Source organism: Streptomyces sp. NPDC031265, assembly GCF_055570295.1.
On sequence record NZ_JBVIHM010000038.1, the window covers coordinates 25,154 to 49,268 of the forward strand.

Here is a 24,115-nt window from a genome sequence, read left to right on the forward strand (position 1 = left end):
TGACAGTGGCGTACGGAAAGCGCTGTGGGGTCCCTACAGAAAGGGATAGGCAGGCGGCCCCGAACCGCGACATGATCAGGTCGACCGGTCTCACACGACAGGAGACATCCGTGCCTCATTCCATCGACGCAGCCTTCACGGCGCTGCCGCTGCGGGCGCTCGCCGACGCCGCGCTGGCGCGCGCCCGTGCGCTCGGCGCCGACCATGCCGACTTCCGCCTGGAGCGGGTGCGCAGCGCGGCCTGGCGGCTGCGCGACGCCCGGCCCTCGGGGTCCTCCGACACCACGGACCTCGGTTACGCGGTCCGGGTGGTGCACGGCGGCGCCTGGGGCTTCGCCTCCGGCGTCGACCTCACCATGGACGCCGCCGCCAAGGTGGCCTCGCAGGCCGTGGCGATGGCGAAGCTCTCGGCGCAGGTGATCGCGGCGGCGGGCTCCAAGGAGCGCGTGGAGCTGGCCGACGAGCCGGTGCACGCCGACAGGACCTGGATCTCCTCGTACGAGATCGACCCGTTCTCCGTACCGGACGAGGAGAAGAGCGCGCTGCTCGCCGACTGGAGCGAGCGGCTGCTGGGGGCGGACGGGGTGGCGCACGTCGACGCCTCGCTGCTCACCGTCCACGAGAACAAGTTCTACGCGGACACGGCGGGCACCGTCACCACCCAGCAGCGGGTGCGGCTGCACCCGCAGCTCACCGCGGTCGCCGTGGACGGCAAGACCGGCGAGTTCGACTCGATGCGCACGATCGCGCCGCCGGCGGGGCGCGGCTGGGAGTACCTCACGGGCACCGGCTGGGACTGGGACTCCGAGCTGGAGCAGATCCCGGCGCTGCTCGCGGAGAAGATGCGGGCGCCGAGCGTGGAGGCCGGGTCGTACGACCTGGTGGTGGACCCGTCGAACCTGTGGCTGACCATCCACGAGTCGATCGGCCACGCCACCGAGCTGGACCGGGCGCTGGGCTACGAGGCGGCGTACGCGGGCACCTCCTTCGCCACCTTCGACCAGCTGGGCAAGCTGGCGTACGGCTCGTCGGTGATGAACGTGACCGGTGACCGCACCGCCGAGCACGGGCTCGCGACCATCGGGTACGACGACGAGGGCGTCGAGGGGCAGTCCTGGGACCTGGTGAAGGACGGCACGCTGGTCGGCTACCAACTGGACCGCCGCATCGCCAAGTTGACGGGCCTGGGCCGGTCGAACGGCTGCGCCTTCGCGGACTCCCCCGGGCACGTCCCCGTCCAGCGCATGGCCAACGTCTCGCTCCAGCCGGACCCGGGCGGGCTCTCCACGGAGGACCTGATCGGGGGCGTGGAGCGCGGGATCTATGTGGTCGGCGACCGCTCGTGGTCGATCGACATGCAGCGCTACAACTTCCAGTTCACCGGTCAGCGGTTCTTCCGCATCGAGAACGGCAGGCTGGCGGGCCAGTTGCGCGATGTCGCCTACCAGGCGACGACGACCGACTTCTGGGGCTCGATGGAGAAGGTCGGCGGCCCGCAGACGTATGTGCTCGGCGGCGCCTTCAACTGCGGCAAGGCCCAGCCGGGCCAGGTGGCGGCGGTCTCCCACGGCTGCCCCTCCGCCCTCTTCCGGGGCGTGAACATCCTCAACACCACGCAGGAGGCGGGCCGATGACTCGCGGGACGCGCCGCACCGCCCCCGGCTGGGGGTCCGGGGGCCCGCAGCGGCAGCTGCTGATGTCACAGACCCCGGGACAGCACAGTCTCAACACCACGCAGGAGGCCGGGCGATGAGCTCCCGTACGACCGTCAAGCCGCACGAGATCGTCGAGCGGGCGCTCGCGCTGTCCACCGCCGACGGGTGCGTCGTCATCGCGGACGAGCAGTCCTCCGCCAATCTGCGCTGGGCCGGCAACGCGCTGACCACCAACGGCGTGACCCGCGGCCGCACCCTCACCGTGATCGCGACCGTCGACGGGGCGCAGGGCACGGCCTCGGGCGTGGTGTCCCGGTCCGCCGTGACCGCCGACGACCTGGAGCCGCTGGTCCGGGCGGCGGAGGCGGCGGCGCGCGGCGCCGGGCCCGCCGAGGACGCCCAGCCGCTGGTCGAGGGCGTGCCGGTGGCGGCCGACTTCACCGACGCGCCCGCCGAGACCTCCTCGGCGGTCTTCGCGGAGTTCGCCCCCGCCCTCGGCGAGGCCTTCGCCCGGGCCCGCTCGGGCGGGCGCGAGCTGTACGGCTTCGCCAACCACGAGATGACGTCCTCGTACCTGGGCACGTCGACGGGCCTGCGGCTGCGCCACGACCAGCCGACCGGCACGCTCGAACTCAACGCGAAGTCGCCGGACCGGGCACGTTCGGCCTGGGCCGGGCGCTCCACCCGCGACTTCAAGGACGTCGACCCGGGCGCCCTGGACGAGGAGCTCGCCGTCCGGCTCGGCTGGGCCGAGCGCCGTATCGACCTGCCCGCGGGCCGGTACGAGACGCTGCTGCCGCCCACCGCCGTAGCCGATCTGCTGATCTACCAGCTGTGGTCGTCGAACGCGCGGGACGCCACCGAGGGCCGGACCGTGTTCTCCAAGCCCGGCGGCGGCACCCGGCTCGGCGAGACGCTGGCGCGGCTGCCGCTGACGCTGCGCAGCGACCCGAACGAGCCGGGTCTGGAGTCCGCCCCGTTCCAGCTGGCGCACTCCTCCGGCGACGACGCCTCCGTCTTCGACAACGGTCTGCCGCTGGCCCCCACCGACTGGATGCGGGACGGCAGGCTGGAGCGGCTGATCACCACCCGGCACAGCGCCGCGCTCACTCAGCTGCCCGTGACGCCGTCGATCGGCAACCTGATCCTGGAGGGCGGTGGCGAGCGCTCCCTTGAGGACATGGTCGCGGCCACCGAGCGGGGCCTGCTGCTGACCTGCCTCTGGTACATCCGCGAGGTGGACCCGGCGACGCTGCTGCTCACCGGGCTGACCCGGGACGGCGTCTACCTCGTCGAGAACGGCGAGGTGGTCGGCGAGGTCAACAACTTCCGGTTCAACGAGTCCCCGGTGGACCTGCTGTCGCGGGCCACCGAGGCCGGGCGGACCGAGAAGACCCTGCCGAGGGAGTGGAGCGACTGGTTCACCCGGGCCGCGATGCCGGCCCTGCGGGTGCCGGACTTCAATATGAGCTCGGTCAGCCAGGGCGTCTGACCCCCATAGACTGACTGCTGCACATCCACACACCTGAGCCGAGGAGACGTACGACCGTGACGGACATCGTCGATGAGCTGCAGTGGCGCGGGCTGATCGCCCTCTCCACTGACGAGGACGCACTGCGCAAGGCGTTCGCGGACGGTCCCGTCACGTTCTATTGCGGCTTCGACCCGACCGCGCCCAGCCTGCACCTCGGCAACCTGGTGCAGATCCTGACCATGCGCCGGATCCAGCAGGCGGGCAACCGCCCGCTGGGCCTGGTCGGCGGGGCCACCGGTCTGATCGGCGACCCCAAGCCGAACTCGGAGCGCACGCTCAACGCGCCCGAGGTCGTCGCGGGCTGGGTCGAGCGGCTGCGCGGGCAGATCGAGCGGTTCCTCGACTTCGAGGGCCCGCACGCCGCGACCATGGTCAACAACCTGGACTGGACGTCGGGCCTGTCGGCCATCGACTTCCTGCGTGACATCGGCAAGTACTTCCGGGTCAACAAGATGATCGCGAAGGAGGCGGTCGCCCGGCGGCTGAACTCCGACGCGGGCATCAGCTACACCGAGTTCAGCTACCAGATCCTGCAGGGCATGGACTTCCTGGAGCTGTACCGGCGGCACGGCTGTGTGCTGCAGACCGGCGGCAGCGACCAGTGGGGCAACCTCACCGCGGGCACCGACCTGATCCACCGGGTCGCCCCGGAGGCCGAGGTGCACGCGCTGGCCACCCCGCTGATCACCAAGGCGGACGGCACCAAGTTCGGCAAGACGGAGTCCGGCACGGTCTGGCTGGACCCCGAGCGCACCACGCCGTACGCCTTCTACCAGTTCTGGCTGAACGCGGACGACCGCGATGTCTCCAAGTTCCTGCGGATCTTCAGCTTCAAGTCCCGCGAGGAGATCGAGGAGCTGGAGCAGCTCACCGAGGAGCGCCCGCAGGCGCGCGCCGCGCAGCGCGCGCTCGCCGAGGAGCTGACGACGCTGGTGCACGGCGCCGACCAGTGCGCGGCGGTCGTCGCCGCGTCGAAGGCGCTGTTCGGGCAGGGCGAGCTGGCGGACCTGGACGAGGCCACGCTGGCCTCCGCGCTCTCCGAGCTGCCGCACGCCGAGGTCGCCGAGGCCGGTCTGGTGGTGGACCTGTTCGCCGCAGTGGAGCTGGTGGCGAGCAAGTCGGCGGCCCGGCGCACGGTGAAGGAGGGCGGCGCCTACGTGAACAACGCGAAGGTGACGTCCGAGGACGCGGTGATCACGGCCGACGATCTGCTGCACGGCCGCTGGCTGGTGCTGCGCCGGGGTAAGAAGAACCTGGCCGCGATCGAGGTCAAGGGCGCCTGACCTGCGCATACGGTAGACGGCGAGGGGGCGGTTCCGTTACGGGGCCGCCCCCTCGCCGTACCGTCAGGCCCGCTGTTTGTTGCCCCGCATCGCCATGTAGAGCATGTCGCCGAGGAAGACGATGACGACCGCCGCCGCGATCTGGAGGCCGTGCCGGCCCCAGTCGATGCCCTTGGTCTCGGCGATGCCGATCGCCCGGGCGATCGAGTTGCCGACCACACCGCCGATGATGCCGAAGATGGTGGTCAGCCAGAGCGGACTGTGCTGCTTCCCCGGAAGGATCGCCTTCGCGATGAGACCCAGCACGAATCCCACGATGATCGCCCACAACCAGCCCATGGCTGCCTCCTCGTTCGCTCGGCATGAGCAGTCGCAGTCAGTGTTGACCCGTCCGCCGTACGACGCATGTCGGACTCGTCCGTACGTAGTACGGATCGGATCAATCACGCGGGCCGGACCGGCCCCGGTCTCGAACCCGGCGGATACCGGGCGTACCGTGTGAACAGTCCGGACCGGGGAGAGTCCGGTGTGGAGTCGGGTGGTGGAGCTTGATGCGGAAGCGGAGCGGAGCCGAGGTCTTCCGGATCACCGGGGCCCGGCAGGGTCTCGCCGAGGACGTGCGGGGGCGGCAGCGCCGCTATGTGATCTCGATGTCGATCCGTACGGTGTCGGTCGTGCTGACGGCCGTCCTGTGGAACATCGAACGCCCGGTCGCAATCGTGACCCTGGTGCTGGGAGCCCTGCTCCCTTATGTGGCTGTGGTGCTCGCCAACGCCGGGCGGGAGAACGTGCCTTCACTGCCGTCGACGTACATCCCCGCGCCGTCACGGCCGATGCTCGGGGCGGCTCCCGCGGGAGGTCCGGCGGAATCCCCGGAAGCCTCCGGGAGCCCTGACCACGAACCGTGGTCACGCGAGCAGACCTGATCCGTCACCGTCTGCAAAGCTCAAGAAAAGCTCAGATCAATCATGAAGTTACGGTGCACCACATCGGGTCCCCCGTGACATACTGCGTAAGCGCTCCGCATCCCCCGTCGGAGCGACGGACCGACGCCGGGCAGCTCCCCCCGTGGCTGCTCGGCGTCGCCATGTCACCCCCAGTTCATGGCGCAGAATGTATCCGTGAGTGACGAGATCGCCGACGAGGCGCCCACGTGTTCCGCCAAGGGCTGCCGCACCGCGGCCATATGGGTCCTGGCATGGAACAACCCGAAGATCCACACGCCGGAGCGGCGCAAGACCTGGCTCGCGTGCGACGAACACCGCGAGCACCTCTCCCAGTTCCTGGGCGTACGCGGGTTCCTCAAGGACGTGGTGCCACTGGCCGAGTGGGAGTCAGCCGCCGATCGCTGACATCGGGCGGTCGGGCTGGAGGAAAGCCGGGTCGTCCAGACCGGATCCGGCCTTCTTTCCCCACATCGCCAGCCGCCACAGCCGGGCGATCTCCTCGTCCGGAGCGCCCGAGCGCAGGGCCGCGCGCAGGTCGGACTCCTCGCGCGCGAAGAGGCAGGTGCGCACCTGGCCGTCGGCGGTGAGCCGGGTCCGGTCGCAGGCCGAGCAGAACGGGCGGGTCACCGAGGCGATGACGCCGACCCGATGGGGTCCGCCGTCCACCACCCAGCGCTCGGCGGGTGCGGAGCCCCGCTCGTCGTCGCCCTCGGGGGTGAGCGTGAACCTCGTACGCAGCGAGGCGAGGATGTCACCGGCGGTGATCATGCCGTCGCGCTTCCAGCCGTGCTGGGCGTCGAGCGGCATCTGCTCGATGAACCTCAGCTCGTATTCGTGCTCCACGGCCCAGGCCAGCAGCTCGGGGGCCTCGTCGTCGTTGAGCCCGGGCATCAGGACCGCGTTGACCTTGACCGGGGTGAGCCCGGCGGCGCGGGCGGCCTCCATGCCCTCGATGACGTCCTTGTGGCGGTCGCGGCGGGTGAGGGTCTTGAAGACCTCGGGGCGCAGGGTGTCGAGGGAGACGTTGACCCGGTCGAGACCGGCCGATTCCAGCGCGGCCGCGGTGCGCTTCAGGCCGATGCCGTTGGTGGTGATCGACATCCGGGGACGGGGCTCCAGGGCCGCGCAGCGCTCCACGATGCCGACCAGGCCCGGGCGCAGCAGCGGCTCGCCGCCGGTGAAGCGGACCTCGGTGATGCCGAGCTCGGTCACGGCGATGCGGATGAGGCGGACGATCTCGTCGTCGGTGAGCAGGTCCGGCTTGGCCAGCCACTGCAGGCCCTCTTCCGGCATGCAGTACGTACACCGCAGATTGCAGCGGTCCGTGAGTGAGACACGCAGGTCAGTGGCCACACGGCCGTATGTGTCGATGAGCACTGTGGGCCCCCTCCCCCGATTACCGGTTGGTGTATGCAGCCGAGCCTACGCGAGAGGGGTGACAACCGCGGGGGCCGTTTGACACGAGGTGCGACGCGGCCGCGTCGTAGGACCCTACGACGCTGCCGCGGCTCGTCCCCGTACGGAACGCGCTAGTGGGCACCGACTCCGGTGAGGGACTTGACCTCCAGTTCCGCGTACTTTCCGGCGTCCGGCTCCTCCTTCGAGAGCAGCGATCCGATCAGGCCGAGCAGGAAGCCCACGGGGATCGAGATCAGGCCGGGGTTCTCCAGCGGGAACCAGTGGAAGTCGACGCCCTTGAACATCGACGTCTTCGGGTTGCCGGAGACGACCGGCGAGAACAGCACGAGCACGACCGCCGTGGTCAGACCGCCGTAGATCGACCACAGCGCGCCCTGGGTGGTGAACCGCTTCCAGAAGAGGCTGTAGAGGATGGTCGGCAGGTTGGCGGAGGCGGCGACCGCGAAGGCGAGTGCCACCAGACCGGCGACGTTCAGATCGCGGGCGAAGGCGCCGAGCACGATGGCGACGGCCCCGATGAAGACGGTCGCCCAGCGCGCGGCCCGGACCTCCTCCTTCTCGGTCGCCTTCCCCTTGCGGATGACGTTGGCGTAGATGTCGTGCGCGAAGGAGGACGACGAGGCGAGGGTGAGGCCCGCGACGACCGCGAGGATCGTGGCGAAGGCGACCGCCGAGATCACCGCGAGCAGGATCGCGCCCCCGTTGGAGCCGCTGCCGCCGCCGATCTCCAGGGCCGCCAGTGGCGCCGCGGTGTTGCCCGCCGGGTTGGAGGCGATGATGTCGCCCGGTTTGAGCAGCGCGGCCGCGCCGAAGCCGAGCACGATCGTCATCAGGTAGAAGGCGCCGATGATGCCGATCGCCCAGTTCACCGACTTACGCGCGGCCTTGGCCGTGGGGACGGTGTAGAAGCGGATCAGGATGTGCGGCAGGCCGGCCGTGCCCAGCACCAGGGCGATGCCGAGCGAGATGAAGTCCAGCTTGGAGGTGCCGGTCTTGCCGTACTTGAGGCCGGGCTCCAGGAAGGCGCTGCCCTTGCCGCTGTTCTTGGCGGCCGTGCCGAGCAGGTCCGAGAGGTTGAAGTTGAACTTCAGCAGGATGAGGAAGGTGATCAGGATGGTGCCCGCGATGAGCAGGACCGCCTTGACCATCTGCACCCAGGTGGTGCCCTTCATCCCGCCGATCGTCACGTACACGATCATGAGCACGCCGACCAGGGCGACGATCAGGACCTTGCCCGCGTCGCTGGTGATGCCGAGCAGCAGCGAGACGAGCACACCGGCGCCGGCCATCTGCGCCAGCAGGTAGAAGATCGAGACGACGATGGTGGAAGTGCCCGCGGCTGTGCGCACGGGACGCTGGCGCATCCGGTACGCGAGCACGTCGCCCATGGTGTAGCGGCCGGAGTTGCGCAGCGGCTCGGCGACCAGGAGCAGCGCCACCAGCCAGGCGACCAGGAAGCCGATCGAGTACAGGAAGCCGTCGTAGCCGAAGAGCGCGATGGCTCCGGCGATGCCGAGGAAGGACGCGGCGGACATGTAGTCGCCGGAGACCGCCAGGCCGTTCTGGAAAGCGGTGAACTGGCGGCCGCCCGCGTAGAAGTCGGCCGCGCTCTTGGTCTGGCGGCCCGCCCAGACGGTGATGACCAGGGTCGCGACGACGAACACCGAGAAGAGCGTGATGATCAGCGGCCGGTGCTCGCTGGTGGCGGTCGCCGCGAGCGGGAGGTGGGCGTACGGGGCGCTCATGCGTCGGCCTCCATGCGGGACTTGATCGCCTCGGCACGGGGGTCGAGCTTGGCGACCGCGTACCGCGAGTAGAGCCAGGCGATGAGGAAGGTGGTGAGGAACTGGGCGAGACCGAAGACGAGCGCCACGTTGATGTTGCCGAACAGCTTGTGGCCCATAAAGCCGCCCGCGTAGTTGGACAGCAGGACGTACAGCAGGTACCAGGCGATGAAGGCGACCGTCAGCGGGAACGCGAACCGGCGGTGTGTGCGGCGCAGTTCGGCGAATTCCTCGCTCGCCTGCACCTCGACGAACTTCTCGGTGGGGGGCTGGGCGGGGCGCGTGTCGATACCGCCTTCGGGCGGTGGCACGTCGGTGGCCACGGAGTCTCCTCGCGATGCGGGTGCGGTGGGGATGGACGTCAAGGGGGACCTCACTGTCGGGGACGGGGTGATGGTGGTCCCCCTGACAACGGCACGGAGGGCGGCGCGTCTCGGTTCAGACCGGTCGTTTTTCTCGGCACCCTTTCCCGGCGCCGCCTTCACGGCGTTCGCACAACTTCTCGGACCAAACCGCCCGAACTCGTTGATGGGCCCGCATGATCAGCGATAGCTTCGCTGGTCATGTACCCGTCCATCCGTGACCCGCGGTTGGACGGCTCTCACGGATGATGTGGAGAACCCATGGCTCATCTGGGATCCGGACGGCGACGGGCCCTCGTGCTCCCCGCCGGCCTGGCGCTCACGGCCTCGCTCGGCTTCCTCCCGGCGGGCACGGCGTCGGCCGCACCGGCCCCCGCCGCGGACGGACCGGACCTCTCGTACGTCGTCAACACCACCGGCGGGCACGGTACTTCGGCCCGGGTGCAGAAGGCGATAGCGAAGGCGGGCGGCACGGTCGTCGTCTCGTACGACCGGATAGGCGTGGTCGTCGTGCACTCCACGAACCCCGCGTTCGCCCGGGAGATACGCCGGGCCAGGGGCGTCACCTCCGCCGGTGCCACCCGTACGACGCCCCTGAAGGCGCAGGCCACCACCGAGGAGGGCACCACCCAGGCCCTCACCCCGGCCGAGGCCGCCAAGGCGAAGGCGGCGGCCGCACCCGGCCAGGAGCCGCTGGAGGCCAACCAGTGGGACCTGCGGGCGATCGGCGCCGACAAGGCCGCCAAGATCTACCCGGGCAGCCGCCGGGTCACCGTCGGCGTGATCGACACCGGGGTCGACGACACCCACCCGGACCTCGCCCCGAACTTCTCCGCCTCCCAGTCGGCCAACTGCGTGGGCGGCGTCGCCGACACCTCGCCGGGCGCCTGGCGGCCGTACGTGGGCGGCAGCGACCACGGCACGCACGTCGCGGGCGAGATAGCCGCGGCCCGCAACGGGATCGGCGTCGCCGGGGTCGCGCCCGGCGTCAAGGTCGCCGGGATCAAGGTCGCCGAGCAGGGCAGCGGGCTGTTCTTCACCGAGGCGGTGGTCTGCGGGTTCGTCTTCGCCGCCGAGCACCACATCGACGTCACCAACAACAGCTATTACGTGGACCCCTGGTACTTCAACTGCAAGGCCGACCCGGACCAGAAGGCACTGCTCGACGCGGTGACCCGGGCGAGCAGGTACGCCGAGCACAAGGGCGTCCTCAACGTCGCGGCGGCGGGCAACGAGAACTACGACCTGTCCAAGCACGCCATCACCGACACCACCAGCCCGGACGACCAGCCCGCGCCGCACCCCACGGTGACCGTGGACCCGGCCAAGTGCCCGGACATCCCGGCCCAGTTGCCGGGTGTCGTCACGGTCGCGGCGACCGGGGTGCAGAACGTGAAGTCGTACTACTCCAGCTACGGCCTGGGCCAGATCGACGTGGCCGCGCCCGGCGGTGACAAGTACCAGATCCCGGACACCCCGGACAAGAACGGGCGGATCCTGGCGACGCTCCCGGGCGGGCAGTACGGCTACAAGCAGGGCACGTCCATGGCCACGCCGCACGTCGTCGGCGTCGCCGCGCTCCTGAAGTCCAAGAACCCGTGGGCGTCCCCGGCCGAGCTGCGGGAGATGCTCAAGGAGCAGGCCGACAACCCCGGCTGCCCCACCGGCCTGTACGACCCGGACGGCAACGGCGTCCAGGACTCCACCTGTGAGGGCGGCAAGCGCGTCAACGGCTTCTACGGCCGGGGCGTCGTCAACGCGCTGAGCGCGGTCACCGAGTAAGCGGCGCGGCGGTTCTCCGCAGCCACCGCACCTTCCGTACGTACCGAGACATCCGTCAGCCACATGGAGACCCCATGACGTTGCACTTCTCCCGTACGCACCGCGCCCTCGCCGTATCCGTCGGCATGGCGACCATCACCGCGCTCGCGGTCCTGCCGGGCACGGCGTCGGCCATGCCGGCCGGCGGTGCGGCCACCAAGGCGGCCCCGGCCGCCGCCTCGCCCTCGCTCAGCTATGTCGTCAACCTCCGCAGGGGATACGGGCACGCGGACCGGGTCAGAAGGGCCATCGAGGCGGCCGGGGGCACGGTCGTCCAGTCCTACGACCGGATCGGCGTGATCGTCGTCCACTCCGCCGACCCCGGCTTCGCGACGGCCATGCGGGCGGTACGGGGAGTGGAGTCGGCCGGGGCGACCCGGACCGCGCCGCTGCCCGCGCAGACGACGACCGACGTCGGCACGCCCAAGACGCTCAGCGCCGAGGAGGTCCGGGCCGCCACCGCCGGGGCCGCGGCCGGCGAGGACCCGCTGGAGCCGCTCCAGTGGGACCTGAAGGCCATCAAGGCCGACAAGGCCCACGAGAAGACCCTGGGCAGCTCCAGGGTGACGGTCGGCGTCATCGACACGGGCGTGGACGACACCCACCCGGACATCGCGCCCAACTTCGACCGCGCCAAGTCGGTGAGCTGCATCGGCGGCAAGCCGGACACCACCGACGGCGCCTGGCGGCCGTTCACCACCGGCGGCTCCCCGCACGGCACGCACGTGGCGGGCGAGATAGCCGCGGCCAAGAACGGCGTCGGCGTCACCGGTGTGGCGCCCGGCGTCAAGGTCGCCGCCATCAAGGTCTCCACCCAGGGCGGCAGCTTCTTCTACACGGAGGCCGTCGTCTGCGGCTTCATGTGGGCCGCCGACCACGGCATCGACGTCACCAACAACAGCTATTACACCGACCCCTGGTACTTCAACTGCAAGACCGACCCGGACCAGAAGGCCCTGGTCGAGGCGATCACCCGGGCCAGCCGGTACGCCGAGTCCAAGGGCACGGTGAACGTGGCGGCGGCGGGCAACGAGAGCTACGACCTCGCGGCCGACTCGATCACGGATCCGGCCAGCCCGAACGACTCCACGCCGGGCGACCGGACCGTCGACCCGAGCAAGTGCTTCGACATCCCCACGCAGCTGCCGGGCGTGGTCACGGTCGCCGCGACCGGGGCCAAGGGCCTGAAGTCCTCGTTCTCCAACTACGGCCTTGGCGTGGTCGACGTGGCGGCGCCGGGCGGCGACTCGACCGCCTACCAGCCGCCGCAGGCCCCGGCCACCAGCGGTCTGATCCTCGGCCCGGTGCCCGGCGGCAAGTGGGCCTACATGGCGGGTACGTCGATGGCGACCCCGCACGTGGTGGGCGTGGCCGCGCTGCTCAAGTCCGCGCACCCGCATGCGCCGGCCTGGAAGATCAAGGAGCTGCTGAAGGAGGGCGCCGACGCGACCGCCTGCCCCGACCCGTACGACATCGACGGGGACGGGAAGGCTGACGCGGTCTGCGAGGGCGGCCGGCATCACAGCGGGTTCTATGGGGCGGGGGTTGTGAACGCCCTGCGCGCGGTGCGGTAGCGCTCCGCGGGGGCGCGGGGATTCGGCTGCGGGCCGTGTGCGGCTGGTCGCGCCCACGCGGCGGAGCCGCCGATGTCACAGCCCCGCGCCCCTCAGCGGTCGCGGGGCCGCAGCACCGGTCCGCGAGCCCCCCGGTCCCTACGGCTTGATCAGCACCTTCAGGGCCGTGCGCTCGTCCATCGCCTTGTAGCCGCCGGGGACGCCGTCGATGCCGACCGTCACGTCGAAGACCGGGGACGGGTCGATCGCGCCGGACAGGACGTCCGGCAGCAGCTCGGGGATGTAGGCGCGGACCGGGGCGACGCCGCCGCGCAGCGCGATGTTGCGGTCGAACATGACGCTGAGGTCGAGGCCGGTGCCGCTGCCGTGCGGGACGCCGACGTAGCCGATGGCGCCGCCGTCGCGGGTGATCTCGACGGCGGTGCGCATCGACTGCTCGGTGCCGACCGCCTCGATGACCGCGTGCGCGCCCTGGCCCCGGGTCAGCTCGCGCACCGCGTCGACGGCGGCCTCGCCGCGCTCGGCGACGACGTCCGTGGCGCCGAAGGTCCGCGCGATGTCCGTACGGGCCTGGTGGCGCCCGAGAGCGATGATCCGCTCGGCGCCGAGCCGCTTGGCCGCCAGGACGCCGCAGAGGCCGACGGCCCCGTCACCGACGACGGCGACCGTGGAGCCGCGCCGCACGCCCGCGCCGACGGCCGCGTGGTGGCCCGTGCCGAGCACGTCGGAGAGGGCGAGCAGGGCGGTGAGCAGGTGGTCGTCGGAGGCCGCGGCGGCGGGCAGCCTGACCAGCGTGCCGTCGGCGAACGGCACCCGGACCGCCTCGCCCTGGCCGCCGTCGGAGCCCACCGAGCCCCAGAACCCGCCCTGCGGGCAGGACGTCTGGAGTCCCTCGGCGCAGTACTCGCAGTTGCCGTCGGACCAGACGAAGGGCGCGACCACGAGGTCCCCGGCCCGGAACCCGTTCACCTCGGAGCCCGCCTCCTCGACGACGCCGAGGAACTCGTGCCCGATCCGCTGCCCGGGCTGCCGGGCGGACTCGCCCCGGTAGGCCCACAGGTCGCTGCCGCAGATACAGGCCCGCAGCACCCGCACGACCGCGTCGGTGGGGAACCGGACCACGGGGTCGGGCACGTCCTCCACCCGGATGTCGTGGGCGGCGTGGATGACGGTGGCGCGCATGGGGCAGGTCCTTGCTGGTCGGTACGGGGATGGTCCGGATCCGGCCATACCGGGGGTCCGGTTCTCACCGTACGCCTGTGCGGAGAGGGGGTGCGCGGCGAGAGAGGCGGGCATCCCCCGGAAGCCGGGACGGCTGCGGGCGTAGGATTCCCTCCTCCGGGGCTCTGGGGAGGTCAACTGCCGTGACAGGCATGGAAGTCGCGCTCCTACGGCTGGCGGGCACCGTGGTCTCCACCGTCGCCAAGTCCCTCCTGAGCCCGAAGCCCGGCGCGGGCCTGGTGTCCGCCCCCGTCCGTCCGCTGCCGAGGCCCGCGTCGCCGGAGCGGCTGGCGAAGGTCCTCGGGCGGCGTCCGACGGACGCGTACGGCTCACTGCCGGAGCACGAGCGGACGGCGGCGGCCGATGCCGTGGCGGACGCGTTCGCGGCGGCGGGCGAGATCACGCCGGAGCGCCTGTTCTCGCTCGACCTGGACCCCGAGCGGCTGCGCGCCGCACTCCACCGCCCTCACCCGGGCCCGGGTGAGGGCCTGTACGAGGAGTTGCTGGGGCTCTGCTGCGCCCATGTGGTGGAGCAGCTGACCGCGCACCCCGCGTTCGCCGCGCGGGCGGCGGTGGAGCAGGTGCGCGCGGCGGGTCGGACGTATGGGCTGGTGGCAGACGTACGCGACCGGCTCGGCCCGCGACCGGAGGCGGCGGCACTGAGCTTCGAGGGGTGGTATGCGGCTTATGTCGCCGAGACCCACAGGCGCCTCGAACTGTTCGGGCTGACGCTGGGGCGCTCGCGCGGCGAGTGGGCGCTGGACACGGCCTACATCAGTCTCGCGGTGAGCGGCGAGCGCGGGGGCTTCGGCCTGGCCCGGGGCGACCAGGTACCGGTCAAGGCCGAGCAGGCGCTCGCGGGCGCCGACCGCCTGGTGCTGCGGGGACCTGCGGGCTCCGGCAAGAGCACCCTGGTGCAGTGGCTGGCCCTCAACGCCGCCCGGCGCACCTTCACCGGGGAGCTGGCGGACTGGAACCGGTGCGTCCCCTTCGTGCTGCGGCTGCGCGCCTTCACCCAGGCCGACGCGCTCCCGCTGCCTGGCGAGTTCCTGCGGGCGGCCGGGGTGCCGCTGCACGGGGCGGCGCCCGCCGGGTGGGTGGAGCAGGTGCTCGCCGGCGGCCGCGGGCTCGTGCTGGTGGACGGGGTGGACGAGGTCCCGGCGCGACTGCGCCACCGTACCGAGACCTGGCTGAAGTCGCTGATCGCCGCCTTCCCCAACGCCCGGTACGTCGTCACCACGCGCCCCTCCGCCGTGCCCGTGGACTGGCTCTCCCGGCAGGGCTTCACGGCCCACTCGCTGCTGCCGATGGACCGGGACGACATCCGCGGGTTCATCGGGCACTGGCACGAAGCCGCGCGCGGCGAGTGCCTGAGCGATGTCGAACGCGCGCAGCTCGCGACGTACGAGACCTCGCTGCGGCAGGCGGTCGGCAGCCGCCGCGACCTCGGGCGGCTGGCCACCAACCCGCTGATGTGCGCCCTGCTGTGCGCGCTCAACCGGGACCGCCGGATGCAACTGCCGCGCGCCAGGAAGGAGTTGTACGACGCGGCCCTGGACATGCTGCTCGTACGGCGGGACACGGAGCGCGAGATCGCGGGCGTGGAAGGGGTCGAGCTCACCCGCGAGGAGCAGACCGCGCTCCTCCAGCGGCTCGCCTACTGGCTGATCCGCAACGCCCAGGTCGAGGCCGAGCAGGGCGAGGCCATGGAGATGATCGCCGACTGGCTCACCGCGATGCCGCAGGTACGGGGTACGCCGGAGCAGGTCTTCGCGCATCTGCTGATCCGCAGCGGCCTGCTGCGCGAACCGGCCCCCGGGACGGTGGGTTTCGTGCACCGCACCTTCCAGGACTACCTGGGCGCGAAGGCGGCGGTGGAGTCCCGCGACTTCGGCGTGCTCGCGGCCAACGCGCACGACGACACGTGGGACGACGTCGTCCAGATGGCCGTCGGCCACGCGCGCGCGGACGAACGGGCCCGTTTGCTCAAGCAGTTGCTCCGCCGGGCCGACCGGGCCCCGAAGCTGCGGCACCGGCTGGTGCTCCTTGCGGCGGCCTGCCTTGAGCACGCGCCCGAGCTCGACCCGGCGATCCGGGAGTCGGTCCAGACCCGGACGCGGGAGCTGATCCCGCCTCGCAGTCTGGACGATGCGGAGAAGCTGGCGAAGGTGGGGGAGCTGGTGCTTGAGCTGCTGCCGGGACCGGACGGGCTCGACGAGTACGAGGCGGGGGCGGTGGTGCGGACGGCGGCGGCTATCAGGGGGGATGCGGCGTTCGAGGTGATTTCGCGGTTTCGGGGGGATGGGCGGGGGCGTGTGGCCGACCAGATCTCCAGCGCCTGGGGGGCGTTCGATACCGAGGAGTACGCGCGGGAGGTGCTGGCGGCACGGCCCTGGGACGGAGTTTCGCTGACCGCCACGACTCGGCAGGAGATGCGCGCCCTGCGACTGGTTCCTGGCGCGCGGCGCATCCGGGTGTCGGGCAACCACACCGACCTCACGCCGCTGACCGAAGCCCAGGAAGCGGAGTACGTCTTCATCTACGGCAGCATGGATCTCACGGATCTCACTCCCCTGGCCTCGCTCCCCCGGCTCAGGGAGGTGGGTCTGAGCCGGTGTACGGCACTGCGGGATCTCACACCGATCGCCAAGCCGGACCTTGAGTCCATCTCCCTCTACATGCTCGATCCGGAGCTCTCGCTGGAGCCGCTCCGGCAGGCGACCGGGCTCACAGGCGCCTATATCGGCCATCCCGCGCTCATCGAGAGCCTCGCCGAACTGCCCCTGGGCCCCCGGCTGTCTTCGCTGGTACTTGAACGTCAGATCCGGTACGCGAGTCTCGACGGGATCGAACGCTGGCCGCTCCTCATCGATCTGACGCTTGCCGGACAGTCGCAACTGCGGGAACTGTGCCGGATGCCGGACGTGCTCGGCCGGCTCACACACCTGGGCCTCCACGAGCTCGCCTCTCTCGATCTCGGTGTGCTGAGGGGGGCCGCTCGGCTCAAGCGTGTGGTCCTCAACCAGTGCGAACTTCTGGCCGGTCTTGATGCGTTGCGCGAGCTTCCCCGATTGACAGAGGTGTACTTCGCGAGAGTCACAGCCGCCGGAGCACCGCTCGATCTTTCGCCGCTGGCAGATCTGCCCCCGCTCACGATCAACGTGCCCGACGACATGCCCCTCGTCGGCGCCGACCACATCCCCCCGGAACGCCTCAAGCGCACCCGCACCCGCCCCTGACCCTCACACCCCCGCCGCCCCCAGCGCCGTCCCCGCCGCGTACGTCACTCCCATGGCCACCGCGCCCCCGGCCATGTTGCGCAGTACCGCCGCGCCGGCCGGGGCCGAGCCCAGGCGGGCGCTGCCCCAGCCGGTGAGGGCCAGGGCGGCCAGGACCGAGGTGACCGTCACGTACAGGCGGACCGAGGACGGGGGCAGGACGATGGCCAGGAGGGGGAGCAGGGCTCCGGCCGTGAAGGCCAGGAAGCTGGCGCCCGCCGCGTGCCAGGGGTTGGCAAGCTCGTCGGGGTCGATACCGAGCTCCACGCGCGCGTGCGCGCGCAGGGCGTCGCGCTCGGTGAGCTGCTGCGCCGCCTCCCGCGCCACCTCGGCGCTGAGGCCGCGGTCCTCCAACAGGCCGCTCAGCTCCTCCAGTTCGGCCTCCGGATCCTCGCGCAGCTCGCGCCGCTCCTGCGCCAGGGCGGCCTTCTCGGAGTCCCGCTGGGTCGACACGGAGACGTACTCGCCCGCCGCCATCGACATCGAGCCGGCAAGGAGCCCGGCGAGGCCCGCCGTCAGCAGGGCGGAGCGGTCGTCGGTCGCGCCCGCCACGCCGACGACGAGGCCCGCCGTGGACACGATGCCGTCGTTGGCGCCGAGGACCGCCGCCCGCAGCCAGTTCAGGCGCGTGCCGAGGGCGCCCCGGTGGGCCTCGTCGTGGCCCCCGGCCGTCTCCGCTTCCGTCATGCGGCGAAGGGTCTCATCCGCCGCCTCACCACACCCGTACCGACCCACCCAGCGCGAACACCGGGCTCGTCGCGTCCGCCGGGATCTCCTTCAGCGGCTCGGCGATCTCCTCGACGGTCGGGCCCACCCTCGCCGCGATCTTGTCCAGGAAGGGCAGGTCGAAGCCGTACACCCGGGCCGCGTTGCCGCCGGTCATCCGCGCCACCTCCTCCCTGGGCAGCCCCGCGTAGGCGATCCGCAGGCCCTCTCGGGAGTAGGGGGTGGTGCCCTCGTCGTGCGGGTAGTCGCTGCCCCACATGATCTTGTCGAGGCCGATCCGGTCGCGCAGCGGCACCTCGTGGGGGCGCATGAAGCTGGCGCCCACATAGCAGTTGTCGCGCCAGACCCGGCTCGGCCCCGCGCCCATCGACTCCGCGAGGCCCGCGCCGAACTTGGACTCCGCCGTCGCCGCCCGGGTCGCCGCCGACACCAGGCGCTCGTGGTAGTAGTCGAGCATCTCGATCACGCCGGGGATCCAGCCCGAGCCCTGCTCGGTGAGGATCAGCTTCAGCGCCGGGTGGTGGCGGAACGCGCCGCCGAAGATCAGGTGCCACAGGGCCCGGTGCGAGAACCAGGTCGTCTCCACCATGAAGACGGCCCGCGCGGCCGGTTCCTCGCCGAGCGGCGGCGACGCGGAGCCGCCGTGGTGGTTGACCGGTACGTCGAGGTCGGCGCAGGCCGCCCAGATCGGGTCGTAGACGGCCGAGTACAGCTCGGGGACGCCCGAGCCCGGCGGGGCGCCCGGCAGCAGGATGCCGCCGGTCAGGCCCGCCTCCTTCACCCGGTGGATCTCCGCCACCGCCGCGTCGACGTCGTTCAGCAGGATCTGCGCCACGCCCGCCCTTCGGCCCGGCACCAGCGCGCAGAAGTCGGCCAGCCAGCGGTTGTGGGCCCGCAGGCCCGCCCAGCGCTGGTCGAGCTCCTCCCGCGTCGGCGCGGGCGCCATCAGGGAGGCCGAGGGGAAGAACGGCGGGATGGTGTTGGGAAATACCACCTCCGCGACGATCCCGTCCGCCTCCAGCTCGGCCACCCGCCGCTCGGAGTTCCAGTTGCGGTCGGCGGTGTCGGCGAGCAGGTCCTCGTACGGATTGACGTAGGTGGCGGCCCAGGCGTCGAAGTCGTCGTGGTGGCGCTTCTCCAGGTACGGCTTGTAGTCGAGGAGGTCGGCGCCCGCGTGGCAGTCGGCCGAGATCACCGTGTACCGGTCGGCCGTCATGACACCCCCAGGACCGGGAAGTCGTGGTCGGTCAGCCAGTGCCGGCCCACCTCGCGCGACCGCGCCCAGGACGCCTCGACCGCCGACTGGTCCTCGCTCTGGCCGAGTTCGGCCGGCGTCGGGCCGATACGCCGGGCCAGCGGGGCCAGTTTCGCTGTGTCGAAGCCGAAGACCTCCGCCGCCGCCAGGCCCAGCATCCGGCGCGTCTCCGCCACCGGGATGTCGTGGAAGGTCCTGCGCAGCCACTCCCTGGTGTGCGGCCAGGTGCCCTCCGGGTGCGGGAAGTCGGAGCCCCAGAGGATGTTGCCGACACCGATCTCGTAGCGCTGGGCCAGCTCGCGCCGTTTGGTGTTGGTGGCGCAGACGAAGATCTGGCGGTCCAGGTACTCGCTGGGCGGGCGCTTGAGCTCCGCGAACGGCGAGAGCTTCTTGCCGCCGTGCGCGCCCAGGTACAGCCGGTCCATGAACCACAGCAGGTTCGGCAGCCACCAGCAGCCCGACTCCGCGACCCCGAAGCGGAGTCCGGGGTGGCGCTCGAAGACACCGGACCAGAGCAGGAACCACAGCGGCCGGGCCGGCCACCAGGTGACCTCGCTGACGTAGATGCCGAGGTGGTCGCCGTACTCGTGGCGGGGCGCCGCTCCCGAGTGGGTGACGACCGGCATCCCGGTCTCGGCGGCCGCCGCCCAGACGGGGTCGTAACGGCGGTCGTGGTACGGGGCCTTGTCCACCCACATCGAGGGGATCATCAGCGCGCCGAGCCCGGACTCCCTGGCCCGGTGGATCTCCGCGACCACGCGCGCGACGTCGCCCGTCACCGGCAGCAGGGCGACCCCGCAGTGCCGTTCGGGATTCTGACCCACGAACTCGGCGAGCCAGCGGTTGTGCGCCTGCGCGCCCGCCATCCCGAGGTCGGGGTCCTGGTCGCCGGAGAGGCCGAGGCCCACCCCGAAGGGCGCGGCGGTCCGGCTGTCGACGGCGTCCGCGTCGGGGAAGACGACCTCGGCGGCCACCCCGTCCCCGTCGAGCTCCTTGAGCCTGCGGGCGGCGTCCCAACCGCCCTTCAGGCCCTCTTCGTTTTCGGCGAACCACTTGTCCGCGAAGGCCTCGTTGCGGACGCCCAGCCGGGTCATCTCCTCGCGGCGGCGGTCGCGCCCGTCGAGGAAGCCGTCGAAGTCCCGGTGGAAGCGGGAGTCGAGATAGGGCCGGTACTGCTCGGTGGGGAGCCCGGCGTGGCAGTCGGAGGAGATGATCAGGTACGGGTCGTTCTGTGCGCCTTGCGACCTGCTGCTCTTCGGCATGGCGAAATCCCTCAGTCCAGAATGCTGCTTTCCCGGGGGACAACCCCCGGACCCCCAGCCGGAAGCCCGAGTCGGCGCGTCGGCGAGAGTCGCAGCGGGTCAGTCGAGAACGAAGTTCTCCAAGTACGACGGATTGGCCCGGTCCAGCATCGACTGCGACCTCGCCCTGATCTGGCGGTCGCTGTGCTCGCTCGGCGGGAGCATCCAGAAGCGGTCGGCCCGGATGCCGTCGACGACCGCCTCGGCGACCTCCTCGACCGGGGTGAACTCGACCTCGTGCCCGGCCGCCCGCATCGCCGCCTCCCACTGGCCGAGGCTGCGGTAGGGCGCCTTGCGCGGGCGCTCCTTGGCGTAACGGTCGGGGCGGTTGCGGTGCGACTCCCACAGTCCGGTGCGCAGCATGTGCGGCCCGGGGAAGAGCACGGACGCGCCCACGCGCGCGTGCTCCGCCTTCAGGTGCGCGTAAAGCGACTCGGTCATGGTGACGACGGCCGCCTTGGTGACCGCGTACACGGAGGCGGTGGGCAGCGGCGCGATCCCGCCGTCGCCCGACGAGGTGTTGACGACATGGCCCGGCTCACCGGAGGCGATCATGCGGGGCACGAAGGCCTGGATGCCGTGGAAGACGCCCCACACGTTGACGGCGAAGGCCCACTTCCAGTCGTTGACCTCGTGCTCCCACATCCGGCCCTCGGCGCCCGAGCCGACGCCCGCGTTGTTGCACAGGACGTGGACGGCCCCGAACGTGTCGTACGCCGCGTCCGCCAGCTGCTGTGCGGACGCGCGCTCCGAAACGTCGACCACGCGCGCGTGGACCTGCGCCCCGTCCTCGCGCAGCGACTGCGCCGCCTTCTCCAGGGCCGTCTCCTCGACGTCCGCGAGGACCACATTGAGCCCCTCGGCCGCGAACCTGCGGGCCATGGCGAGCCCGATCCCGCTCGCCGCGCCGGTGACGACGGCGACCTGCCCCTCGGTGAGCCGCATCACACGCTCCCCGCCGGCGGGCCGTCGAGGATCTGCTGCGGGTCGTCGTAGCGCTGGTGGATGTACGGCAACAGGGCCTGGGCGCTGACCCGTTCGGCCACCCGGCCCCGCTGGTCGGTGGTCTTCTCGCCGATCGTGATCTCCACGACGCGCCGGACCGGGAGGTCCGCGACCGGGTCGTACATGGACTCGCGCAGCACCACGTCACCGGTGATCCGCTCCAGCTTGCGGACCTTCTCGTTGCGTACGCAGTACACGAGCACCGGGTCCGCGTCGAAGCCCTCGCCGTCCACGGCGGGCAGGAACTTGAAGTAGAAGTCGATCTTCTCCACCGGCTCCGGCAGCGGCAGCGCGCTGTCGACCGCGCCGCGCACCTCTACGAAGGCGATGCCGTGCCGGGCGAGCGCGGCCCGGACGACCAGGCCGTCCCGCTCGACGGTGACCTCGCCGAGCTTCTTCGGCTCGCCGAACACCTCGCGCCCGCCGATCAGCGCCCGCTCATGGGTCATCGGCATCACCAGCGGGTACCAGCCGGGCTGCCCGTCGTGCACGGCGGAGACCGCCACCGAGCCCGCGCCGAGCGGATAGCCGGGCAGGTCGACCCGGCTGATGTTGGCCCGTACGAGTGAATCCCCGGCGGGCTTGAGCGGTGGCGGCAGCACCGCCGCCACCGCGTCGGGATCGCTCTCCCAGACGGCCACCACACCGGTGGACCAGATGTCGGGGAGGCGGGAGCTCGCGGTGCGCGCGGCCCGGATCTCGTCCTCGGTCCGCGCTCCGTACCGTACGCGTGCCATGGCGTACCACCCTTCCTGGGTCGTGCCTCGCAGTGCGTTCCCCCGGGGTCTGTAACACAGTTACACCCAGGCCGATGAAGGTAAAGAGCCGTGCGGAAAAGAGCCGCGCGGAGCGGGAAAGAGCCGTGGGGACGAGAGCCGCGCCGGGAGGTGGGCCGTGCGGGAAGGGGAGCCGGGAGCGCCATGACGCGTGCGTCGCTCAGCCGCGAGGAGGTGCTGGCCGCGGCCGGCACGCTGGTCCGCCTGCACGGCCCGGCCGCCCTCACCATGCGCGCGCTCGCCGCCGAGCTCGGCACCGCCGTCACCTCGATCTACTGGCACGTCGGCAATCGCGAGTCGCTCCTGGACGCGCTCGTCGAGCGGACCGTGGAGGAGCTGGGCGAGATCGCGCCGCGCGGGACGACCCCCGCCGCCCGGATCGTCTCGGTCGCCCGGACCCTGCGCCGCGAGCTGCGCGCCCGGCCGCACCTGATCGCGATGGTCCACGAACGCGGCCTCACCGAGCGGATGTTCCTCCCCGCCCAGCAGGCCCTCGTCCACGAGATGCACGCGGCCGGGCTGCGCGGGGGCCCCGCGGCCGACGCGGTCCGGGCCGTCCAGTTCCACGTCGTCGGCCATCTGCTGGTCGAGCGCAACCGGGAGCGCGCGCCCGCGCAGCACCCGGACGAGGAGGAGCTGTGGCACGCGCCGGCACCCCGGGCCGCGGAGCACGATCCGGCGCTCGCGCGGGCGCTGGCGCGGCCGGTGGACGAGGAGCGCCTCTTCACCACCTCTGTACGCGCGCTCGTGGCGGGCCTGTTGGCAGCCGGGGAGCCGGCGGGCTGACCGGCCGCCGCCCGCGTTGTCAGTGCGGCCCCGTATTCTCTGTGACCATGCTCGACGACCGTACGACAGCAGCAGCAACGTGGCCGGCCGCCTACCCACAGGGGTACGCGGTCGTCGACGTGGAGACCACCGGCCTCGCCCGCGACGACCGGATAGTGTCGGCTGCCGTCTACCGCCTGGACGCCCAGGGCAACGTCGAGGACCACTGGTACACGCTGGTCAACCCCGAGCGCGACCCCGGTCCGGTGTGGATCCACGGGCTGACCACCGACGTCCTGGCGAGCGCGCCGCTCTTCCCGGACATCGCCGCGGAGTTCGCCGAGCGTCTGGACGGCCGGGTCCTGGTAGCGCACAACGCGATCTTCGACTGGCAGATGATCTCCAGGGAGTACGCACGGGCGAAGCGCACCGCGCCGGTGCGCCAGCGGCTGTGCACCATCGCGCTCTCCAAGGAGCTCGACCTGCCGCTGCCCAACCACAAACTGGAGTCGCTGGCCGCGCACTACGGAGTGGTGCAGCAGCGCGCGCACCACGCGCTGGACGACGCGCGCGTGCTGGCCGAGGCGTTCCGCCCGAGCCTGCACGAGGCGGCGCGGGTCGGGGCGCGGCTGCCGCTCCTCGAATGCCGCCCGCTCACCGAGTGGTCCGACGGCCCGGCCACCCCCCGCATCGGCTACCAGGCCACCGGTTCGTACGGCCGGAGCTCCAGCTGGCGGCCCGCACGCAAGCGCCCGGTATGTCCGCACCCCAACCCCGGCCGTTACGAAGTGGACAAACCACTCAAGCAGGGCATGCGGGTGGCGTTCTCCGGCGACACCTCCATCGACCGGGAGCTCCTGGAGGACCGCGCGGTCGAGGCCGGGCTGCACGTGGCGACCAGCGTCTCCCGGCTGACCAGCCTGCTGGTGACCAACGATCCGGACTCGGCGACCTCCAAGACCGTGAAGGCGAAGTCGTTCGGCACCCCGGTCGTCGACGAGGCGGCCTTCACCCAGCTGCTGCGGGACGTGGCTCCGGCAGACGGGTGACCGTATGGCGTGCCGCCCGCCGTTGCGGCGCGGTGCGCCGCACCCTGTGGCGCATGGCACGTTGTGAGGTCTGCGGAAACGACTACGGGATGTCCTTCGAGGTGCACGCGCAGGGCGTGGTGCACGTATTCGACTGCTTCTCGTGCGCCATCCACCGCATGGCGCCCATCTGTGAACACTGCCGGGTCCAGATCATCGGCCAGGGCGTCGAGGTCGAGGGGCACTGGTACTGCGGCGGGCACTGCGCCCGAGCGGAGGGCCGGGTGGGCATCGTCGACAAGGTGTGACCCGGCCGCATCTGCCTCGCCAGGGCCTTCGAGGCGGCCTGCTCGCCCGGTTCCCCGTTCTACGGGGGTGGTC

The 24,115-nt window shown here is 71.6% G+C and carries 21 protein-coding genes; 11 read left to right on the forward strand and 10 right to left on the reverse strand.

Translation table 11 applies throughout. The annotated features are described in order from the left end of the window. Positions 1-71 precede the first annotated feature (71 nt). The 3 genes from ACZ499_RS35955 to tyrS all read left to right on the forward strand — a co-directional run bounded on the left by ACZ499_RS35955 (position 72) and on the right by tyrS (position 4,472). A complete protein-coding gene (locus ACZ499_RS35955; protein WP_468680874.1) occupies positions 72-1,634 on the forward strand; it encodes a TldD/PmbA family protein in 1,563 nt (520 codons plus the stop codon). 115 nt (positions 1,635-1,749) lie between these two features. Next, positions 1,750-3,147, forward strand: coding sequence for a metallopeptidase TldD-related protein (locus ACZ499_RS35960; protein ID WP_468680875.1), 1,398 nt, complete (start codon positions 1,750-1,752; stop codon positions 3,145-3,147). Between the two features lie 56 nt (positions 3,148-3,203). Beyond that, a complete protein-coding gene (tyrS, locus tag ACZ499_RS35965; RefSeq protein WP_468404913.1) occupies positions 3,204-4,472 on the forward strand; it encodes a tyrosine--tRNA ligase in 1,269 nt (422 codons plus the stop codon). A gap of 63 nt (positions 4,473-4,535) precedes the next feature. On the opposite strand, the gene ACZ499_RS35970 is transcribed toward tyrS, so the two are convergent. Then, positions 4,536-4,811 (reverse strand): GlsB/YeaQ/YmgE family stress response membrane protein, encoded by a 276-nt coding sequence (locus ACZ499_RS35970; protein ID WP_067157421.1) that lies wholly within the window; start codon positions 4,809-4,811, stop codon positions 4,536-4,538. A gap of 212 nt (positions 4,812-5,023) precedes the next feature. Here ACZ499_RS35970 and ACZ499_RS35975 point away from each other — a divergent pair, with 212 nt between their 5' ends. Both ACZ499_RS35975 and ACZ499_RS35980 read left to right on the forward strand, forming a co-directional pair. Then, positions 5,024-5,398 carry a DUF3099 domain-containing protein gene (locus tag ACZ499_RS35975; RefSeq protein ID WP_385540879.1) on the forward strand — a complete coding sequence of 125 codons (375 nt, stop codon included), beginning with the start codon at positions 5,024-5,026 and terminating at the stop codon, positions 5,396-5,398. A gap of 177 nt (positions 5,399-5,575) precedes the next feature. After that, entirely contained in the window at positions 5,576-5,824 is a 249-nt protein-coding gene (locus tag ACZ499_RS35980; protein WP_101387680.1) for a hypothetical protein, read from the forward strand. Here the strand turns inward: ACZ499_RS35980 and moaA are convergent. From moaA to ACZ499_RS35995, 3 genes are all read right to left on the reverse strand, one after another. Then, the gene (gene moaA, locus ACZ499_RS35985; protein ID WP_468680880.1) at positions 5,807-6,796 is read right to left on the reverse strand and encodes a GTP 3',8-cyclase MoaA; all 990 of its coding nucleotides are present in this window, start codon (positions 6,794-6,796) and stop codon (positions 5,807-5,809) included. The two genes, ACZ499_RS35980 and moaA, sit on opposite strands and share 18 nt — an antisense overlap. A gap of 152 nt (positions 6,797-6,948) precedes the next feature. Continuing rightward, positions 6,949-8,583 (reverse strand): solute symporter family protein, encoded by a 1,635-nt coding sequence (locus tag ACZ499_RS35990; protein WP_468680882.1) that lies wholly within the window; start codon positions 8,581-8,583, stop codon positions 6,949-6,951. Next, the gene (locus ACZ499_RS35995; RefSeq protein ID WP_468680884.1) at positions 8,580-8,945 is read right to left on the reverse strand and encodes a DUF485 domain-containing protein; all 366 of its coding nucleotides are present in this window, start codon (positions 8,943-8,945) and stop codon (positions 8,580-8,582) included. Before ACZ499_RS35995 ends, ACZ499_RS35990 begins: the two co-directional genes overlap by 4 nt. A 300-nt stretch (positions 8,946-9,245) precedes the next feature. Here ACZ499_RS35995 and ACZ499_RS36000 point away from each other — a divergent pair, with 300 nt between their 5' ends. Both ACZ499_RS36000 and ACZ499_RS36005 read left to right on the forward strand, forming a co-directional pair. Continuing rightward, positions 9,246-10,766 (forward strand): S8 family peptidase, encoded by a 1,521-nt coding sequence (locus ACZ499_RS36000; protein ID WP_468680887.1) that lies wholly within the window; start codon positions 9,246-9,248, stop codon positions 10,764-10,766. A 74-nt stretch (positions 10,767-10,840) separates the two neighbouring features. Further along, positions 10,841-12,379, forward strand: coding sequence for a S8 family serine peptidase (locus ACZ499_RS36005; RefSeq protein ID WP_468680889.1), 1,539 nt, complete (start codon positions 10,841-10,843; stop codon positions 12,377-12,379). 138 nt (positions 12,380-12,517) lie between these two features. On the opposite strand, the gene ACZ499_RS36010 is transcribed toward ACZ499_RS36005, so the two are convergent. Then, positions 12,518-13,561, reverse strand: a complete 1,044-nt coding sequence (locus tag ACZ499_RS36010) for a zinc-dependent alcohol dehydrogenase family protein (protein ID WP_468680892.1) — start codon at positions 13,559-13,561, stop codon at positions 12,518-12,520. 191 nt (positions 13,562-13,752) lie between these two features. Here ACZ499_RS36010 and ACZ499_RS36015 point away from each other — a divergent pair, with 191 nt between their 5' ends. Then, entirely contained in the window at positions 13,753-16,839 is a 3,087-nt protein-coding gene (locus tag ACZ499_RS36015; protein ID WP_468680895.1) for an NACHT domain-containing protein, read from the forward strand. Positions 16,840-16,842: 3 nt separating this feature from the next. Here ACZ499_RS36015 and ACZ499_RS36020 read toward each other — a convergent pair whose 3' ends face one another. The 5 genes from ACZ499_RS36020 to ACZ499_RS36040 all read right to left on the reverse strand — a co-directional run bounded on the left by ACZ499_RS36020 (position 16,843) and on the right by ACZ499_RS36040 (position 21,902). Beyond that, on the reverse strand, positions 16,843-17,565 hold the full coding sequence (locus ACZ499_RS36020) for a VIT1/CCC1 transporter family protein (RefSeq protein ID WP_468680896.1): 723 nt from the start codon (positions 17,563-17,565) through the stop codon (positions 16,843-16,845). Between the two features lie 25 nt (positions 17,566-17,590). Beyond that, positions 17,591-18,820, reverse strand: coding sequence for an amidohydrolase family protein (locus ACZ499_RS36025; RefSeq protein WP_468680898.1), 1,230 nt, complete (start codon positions 18,818-18,820; stop codon positions 17,591-17,593). Further along, on the reverse strand, positions 18,817-20,121 hold the full coding sequence (locus tag ACZ499_RS36030) for an amidohydrolase family protein (protein ID WP_468680900.1): 1,305 nt from the start codon (positions 20,119-20,121) through the stop codon (positions 18,817-18,819). Before ACZ499_RS36030 ends, ACZ499_RS36025 begins: the two co-directional genes overlap by 4 nt. A gap of 99 nt (positions 20,122-20,220) precedes the next feature. After that, positions 20,221-21,105 (reverse strand): SDR family NAD(P)-dependent oxidoreductase, encoded by an 885-nt coding sequence (locus tag ACZ499_RS36035; protein WP_468680901.1) that lies wholly within the window; start codon positions 21,103-21,105, stop codon positions 20,221-20,223. Further along, the gene (locus tag ACZ499_RS36040) at positions 21,105-21,902 is read right to left on the reverse strand and encodes an acetoacetate decarboxylase family protein (protein WP_468680903.1); all 798 of its coding nucleotides are present in this window, start codon (positions 21,900-21,902) and stop codon (positions 21,105-21,107) included. Before ACZ499_RS36040 ends, ACZ499_RS36035 begins: the two co-directional genes overlap by 1 nt. Before the next feature lie 183 nt (positions 21,903-22,085). Between ACZ499_RS36040 and ACZ499_RS36045 the strand changes: the two genes are divergently transcribed. Genes ACZ499_RS36045 through ACZ499_RS36055 form a run of 3 tightly spaced genes read left to right on the forward strand, consistent with a single transcriptional unit; the run spans position 22,086 to position 24,042 of the window. Then, on the forward strand, positions 22,086-22,727 hold the full coding sequence (locus ACZ499_RS36045) for a TetR/AcrR family transcriptional regulator (protein WP_468680905.1): 642 nt from the start codon (positions 22,086-22,088) through the stop codon (positions 22,725-22,727). A gap of 41 nt (positions 22,728-22,768) precedes the next feature. Further along, positions 22,769-23,755, forward strand: a complete 987-nt coding sequence (locus tag ACZ499_RS36050; protein WP_468680906.1) for a DEDDh family exonuclease — start codon at positions 22,769-22,771, stop codon at positions 23,753-23,755. A 53-nt stretch (positions 23,756-23,808) separates the two neighbouring features. After that, positions 23,809-24,042 (forward strand): hypothetical protein, encoded by a 234-nt coding sequence (locus ACZ499_RS36055; RefSeq protein WP_067160707.1) that lies wholly within the window; start codon positions 23,809-23,811, stop codon positions 24,040-24,042. The last annotated feature ends 73 nt before the right edge of the window (positions 24,043-24,115 follow it).

What these genes read in the sequence shown, in the direction of transcription:
- ACZ499_RS35970 (WP_067157421.1), bottom strand. Translation starts at nt 4,811, where the DNA reads ATGGGCTGGTTGTGGGCGATCATCGTGGGATTCGTGCTGGGTCTCATC.
- ACZ499_RS36055 (WP_067160707.1), top strand. Translation starts at nt 23,809, where the DNA reads ATGGCACGTTGTGAGGTCTGCGGAAACGACTACGGGATGTCCTTCGAG.
- ACZ499_RS36030 (WP_468680900.1), bottom strand. Translation starts at nt 20,121, where the DNA reads ATGCCGAAGAGCAGCAGGTCGCAAGGCGCACAGAACGACCCGTACCTG.
- ACZ499_RS36020 (WP_468680896.1), bottom strand. Translation starts at nt 17,565, where the DNA reads ATGACGGAAGCGGAGACGGCCGGGGGCCACGACGAGGCCCACCGGGGC.
- ACZ499_RS35980 (WP_101387680.1), top strand. Translation starts at nt 5,576, where the DNA reads ATGGCGCAGAATGTATCCGTGAGTGACGAGATCGCCGACGAGGCGCCC.
- ACZ499_RS36045 (WP_468680905.1), top strand. Translation starts at nt 22,086, where the DNA reads ATGACGCGTGCGTCGCTCAGCCGCGAGGAGGTGCTGGCCGCGGCCGGC.
- ACZ499_RS35960 (WP_468680875.1), top strand. Translation starts at nt 1,750, where the DNA reads ATGAGCTCCCGTACGACCGTCAAGCCGCACGAGATCGTCGAGCGGGCG.
- ACZ499_RS35975 (WP_385540879.1), top strand. Translation starts at nt 5,024, where the DNA reads ATGCGGAAGCGGAGCGGAGCCGAGGTCTTCCGGATCACCGGGGCCCGG.
- ACZ499_RS35990 (WP_468680882.1), bottom strand. Translation starts at nt 8,583, where the DNA reads ATGAGCGCCCCGTACGCCCACCTCCCGCTCGCGGCGACCGCCACCAGC.
- ACZ499_RS36015 (WP_468680895.1), top strand. Translation starts at nt 13,753, where the DNA reads ATGGAAGTCGCGCTCCTACGGCTGGCGGGCACCGTGGTCTCCACCGTC.
- ACZ499_RS36040 (WP_468680903.1), bottom strand. Translation starts at nt 21,902, where the DNA reads ATGGCACGCGTACGGTACGGAGCGCGGACCGAGGACGAGATCCGGGCC.
- ACZ499_RS36005 (WP_468680889.1), top strand. Translation starts at nt 10,841, where the DNA reads ATGACGTTGCACTTCTCCCGTACGCACCGCGCCCTCGCCGTATCCGTC.
- ACZ499_RS35955 (WP_468680874.1), top strand. Translation starts at nt 72, where the DNA reads ATGATCAGGTCGACCGGTCTCACACGACAGGAGACATCCGTGCCTCAT.
- ACZ499_RS36035 (WP_468680901.1), bottom strand. Translation starts at nt 21,105, where the DNA reads ATGCGGCTCACCGAGGGGCAGGTCGCCGTCGTCACCGGCGCGGCGAGC.
- ACZ499_RS36000 (WP_468680887.1), top strand. Translation starts at nt 9,246, where the DNA reads ATGGCTCATCTGGGATCCGGACGGCGACGGGCCCTCGTGCTCCCCGCC.
- ACZ499_RS36010 (WP_468680892.1), bottom strand. Translation starts at nt 13,561, where the DNA reads ATGCGCGCCACCGTCATCCACGCCGCCCACGACATCCGGGTGGAGGAC.
- ACZ499_RS36025 (WP_468680898.1), bottom strand. Translation starts at nt 18,820, where the DNA reads ATGACGGCCGACCGGTACACGGTGATCTCGGCCGACTGCCACGCGGGC.